Origin of the sequence: Ulvibacter litoralis, assembly GCF_900102055.1 — a bacterium.
Taxonomy (GTDB): domain Bacteria; phylum Bacteroidota; class Bacteroidia; order Flavobacteriales; family Flavobacteriaceae; genus Ulvibacter; species Ulvibacter litoralis.
Map to the genome: position 1 here is coordinate 1 of NZ_FNBA01000030.1, position 3,171 is coordinate 3,171.

The 3,171-nt window shown below is 32.5% G+C and carries 3 protein-coding genes; all 3 read right to left on the reverse strand.

All coding sequences use genetic code 11. From position 1 onward, the window contains the following. Window positions 1-309: 309 nt before the first annotated feature. The 3 genes from BLQ00_RS17150 to BLQ00_RS17160 all read right to left on the reverse strand — a co-directional run bounded on the left by BLQ00_RS17150 (window position 310) and on the right by BLQ00_RS17160 (window position 3,053). The gene (locus BLQ00_RS17150; RefSeq protein ID WP_093145545.1) at window positions 310-1,083 is read right to left on the reverse strand and encodes a hypothetical protein; all 774 of its coding nucleotides are present in this window, start codon (window positions 1,081-1,083) and stop codon (window positions 310-312) included. Between the two features lie 704 nt (window positions 1,084-1,787). After that, window positions 1,788-2,315 carry a hypothetical protein gene (locus BLQ00_RS17155; protein WP_139149454.1) on the reverse strand — a complete coding sequence of 176 codons (528 nt, stop codon included), beginning with the start codon at window positions 2,313-2,315 and terminating at the stop codon, window positions 1,788-1,790. A 267-nt stretch (window positions 2,316-2,582) separates the two neighbouring features. Continuing rightward, a complete protein-coding gene (locus BLQ00_RS17160) occupies window positions 2,583-3,053 on the reverse strand; it encodes a tetratricopeptide repeat protein (protein ID WP_093145547.1) in 471 nt (156 codons plus the stop codon). Window positions 3,054-3,171: the final 118 nt, after the last annotated feature.

Below are 3,171 nucleotides of genomic sequence, written 5' to 3' on the forward strand. Positions count from 1 at the left end.
AAGTTCCTCAGTTACCTAAAAAAAACTCTTCTATAAATCGACCTTTTCAAGAAACAATCTTTAAAATCAGAAAGGGTAACTTATTAAACACAACGGGTTTGTATAATAATTGTAGCGCTTGGCGCAGCGCGCGGCTTGAAGCGGCGACACTTTTTCAGTTTCTTATTTAGTCCCAATTATTCGGAGCTGCGTGAGACTCAGAAAGGCAAGCTTTACGATTTTTTTCAGAAACCAATATAGTTAAATATTTGCAATCAATTTGCTTCTAGTTTCGCAAGAGCTATGATTAGTATACAGTGTTGTGCGTAGTTAATTTTCATCAGAACTATTTTCCAAACAAATATTTTTGTAATATTCTATAAATCTAGGCAAATCCTCTAGATCAATATTCTGTTGTTCTAATTCATTAATAATAAGTGTACAATCGGATATTAATTCTGCTGCTTTAATTAAAAAGCGTTCATTTGATTCTGCTAAATATAATTTGGTTGTACCTTCTTTTAAAAGATAATATCTCGGCTTCACCTTCATTGCTGAATAGTCTAAAGACCCGATATGATAAAAATACGCATATCCCAAAGGCAGGACTTTAATTTTTTTATTTGGAAGTTGTAAGGTATCAACTAGCTTGACACGACTTTCTGATAATCCCGATTCTCTTCCAATCCTTAACCGATTCATAATCTCGCGGGCGCTTTGTCTGTTAAAATCAGAGTAAAAAAGATTTAGGTTATTGCCAAGGCTAGCATAAATACTTAATACGTCAGAATAAATTAATTCAACAAAAACTCTGAACTTGCTTTGATTATGATATAAGTATTGGAAGACCCTCTCGTTTTCAGTTTCAGGATTAGTAATAATTTTGTCAATCAATTTATAATTTATTTTTCTTGATTTTCCACCTTCTTCTTTTTTTAGACGTGGACTAAAAATTGAACTAGCAAATTTTAGAAACCCTTTTTCAGAAGTACTATCTTTATATATTATTTTACTTTTTATAAAAGGTGTTGCTCTTAACTCTAAATCCTGAGAAAAGCAATCAGATAAACTTAAAAAGGCTATGAATAAAATTATATTCCTCATTATCGTTTTTTTTCTTTAATTACGCACAACGGGTTTGTATAATAATTGTAGCGCTTGGCGCAGCGCGCGGCTTGAAGCGGCGACATCTTTTCAGTTTCTTATTTAGTTCCAATTATTCGGAGCCGCGTGAGAATCGGAAAGGCAAGCTAGTTCGTATTGTTCCGATAACTAAAGTAGTAATTTTTGAGTACTAAACACGAAGTAATTATGTAAAAGCTATGATTAGTATACATTGTTGCCATTTTTGGCGAGACACGAACCTAATGATTTGTCCAGGAATTATATTGTTCAATTACAGGTTTTTCGGAAAAGCGTTGAAGTCAAAAGAGTAGAGGAAGTTCCGTTTAGAAACTTTAATTTCTTATAAATTGAAAGGTTTAAATAAAACTTTCAGTCAGAAGGCCGTAAGAATGACCGACTTGTATCTTAGCAGAAAGCTGTTCGGATTCGATTCGTAAGAATCAGAATCCGAGCGATTGATGGCAACGGGTTTGTATAATAATTGTTGCGTTTGGCGCAGCGCGATGAGGGCAGCAGCGACAAGTTCATAATTCTCTTCTTAGCACCAAATTATTCAGAGCTGCGTGAGACTCAGAAGGGCAAGCGTAACGTTATTTTTCAGTAACCAATATAGTTAAATATTTGTAGAAATTATCTAGTAATTCGCGCAAGAGCAATAATTGTTATACGTTGTTAGCAAATGTTTAAATCATGAACTTATGGTTCAAGGAAATTAATAAATCAGAATCTAGTAAACTTCTATATTTTATTGGTTTGTCAGAATTCGTTAGTTCGTAATCAATTGGTGCTATTTGGAGTTTTTCATTTGTATTGAATTCAATATTCAATTCTAATACAGTTGGCTCTTCTATAAATTTTAAATTCTTGGAATTCCAAGTTTCAATTTGAATCCATTTCCATTCTATTTCCCGGACTGATTTTCCTCTTAAATTGTTGAGATTGTAAATTTCGTTTTTGGAAAGAAGGTTGAATTCTTTATTCTTAAATATTTTCTCAAACTTTTTAGAATCAAAAACGAACATATTCAAGTGTGTTGACCATCCAAATGTTAAAACACCATCAGGAAACACAAATTCAATTCCCCCATCAATCAGCCAATGTTCAGGACTAGGAATTTTAAAGAAGGATTTGTTTACTTGATAAATCTTAAGATCAATAAGATTACCCGAAAGTAATATCTTTTCAAATTCGAATTGCTTTTCTTGTTTCAAGTTTTTTTTATAAATATTTGCTAACGGGTTTGTATAATAATTGTAGCGTTTGGCGCAGTGTGCGGCTTGAAGCGGCGACACCTTTTCAGTTCTTTCTTTAGTTCCAATTATTCGGAGCTGCGTGAGACTCAGAAAGGCAAGCTAGTTCGTATTGTTCCGATCACTAAAATAGTAATTTTTAAGTACTAAACATTCTGTTATTATGGAAAAGCTATAATTAGTATACAGTGTTAACTGCTTTTGTTCTTTTGAAGTTTAAATTATTAATCAATTCTTGTTTTGATATTCAGTTAGCCAATCAGTAAAATCAATCATTACAAGATCATCTTTTTTGTATTCAAAATATTTCATTAATGATTCAATTTGCCAATCAGAATTTGATTCAATGTTGGTTATTGAATTTTTATCCAAATAGTAATCAACTAGATATTGATTAAGTTCATTTAATTCTAAAATCTTTTCCTCAGCTTTTTCAATTCGATTCGTTTTGAATAGAGTCAAAGCATATTCAAATATAAATAGGGGAGTTCCCATATCTTCTGGGAAATTTTTCTCGAACCAATTAAAGTATCTTAGAGCGCCGGTAAAATCTTGTATCTGTATATAAAGGTTTGGTTGTAAATATCTTAATCCACCACCATCGTGATAAAATCCGCCCCAATGTTTTTTGTCAGCAGCAAGTGCTTTTTTAATCTTCGCTATCTTAACTTTTATTCTTTTTATCTGATTTTCAGTCACAGAGTTCGATTTCAATTGCAGTTAACGGGTTTGTATAATAATTGTAGCGCTTGGCGCAGTGTGCGGCTTGAAGCGGCGACACCTTTTCGGTTCCTTATTTAATTCCAATTATTCGGAG

Coding starts and splice junctions, on each gene's coding strand:
- BLQ00_RS17150 (WP_093145545.1), bottom strand. CDS start 1,083: ATGAGGAATATAATTTTATTCATAGCCTTTTTAAGTTTATCTGATTGC.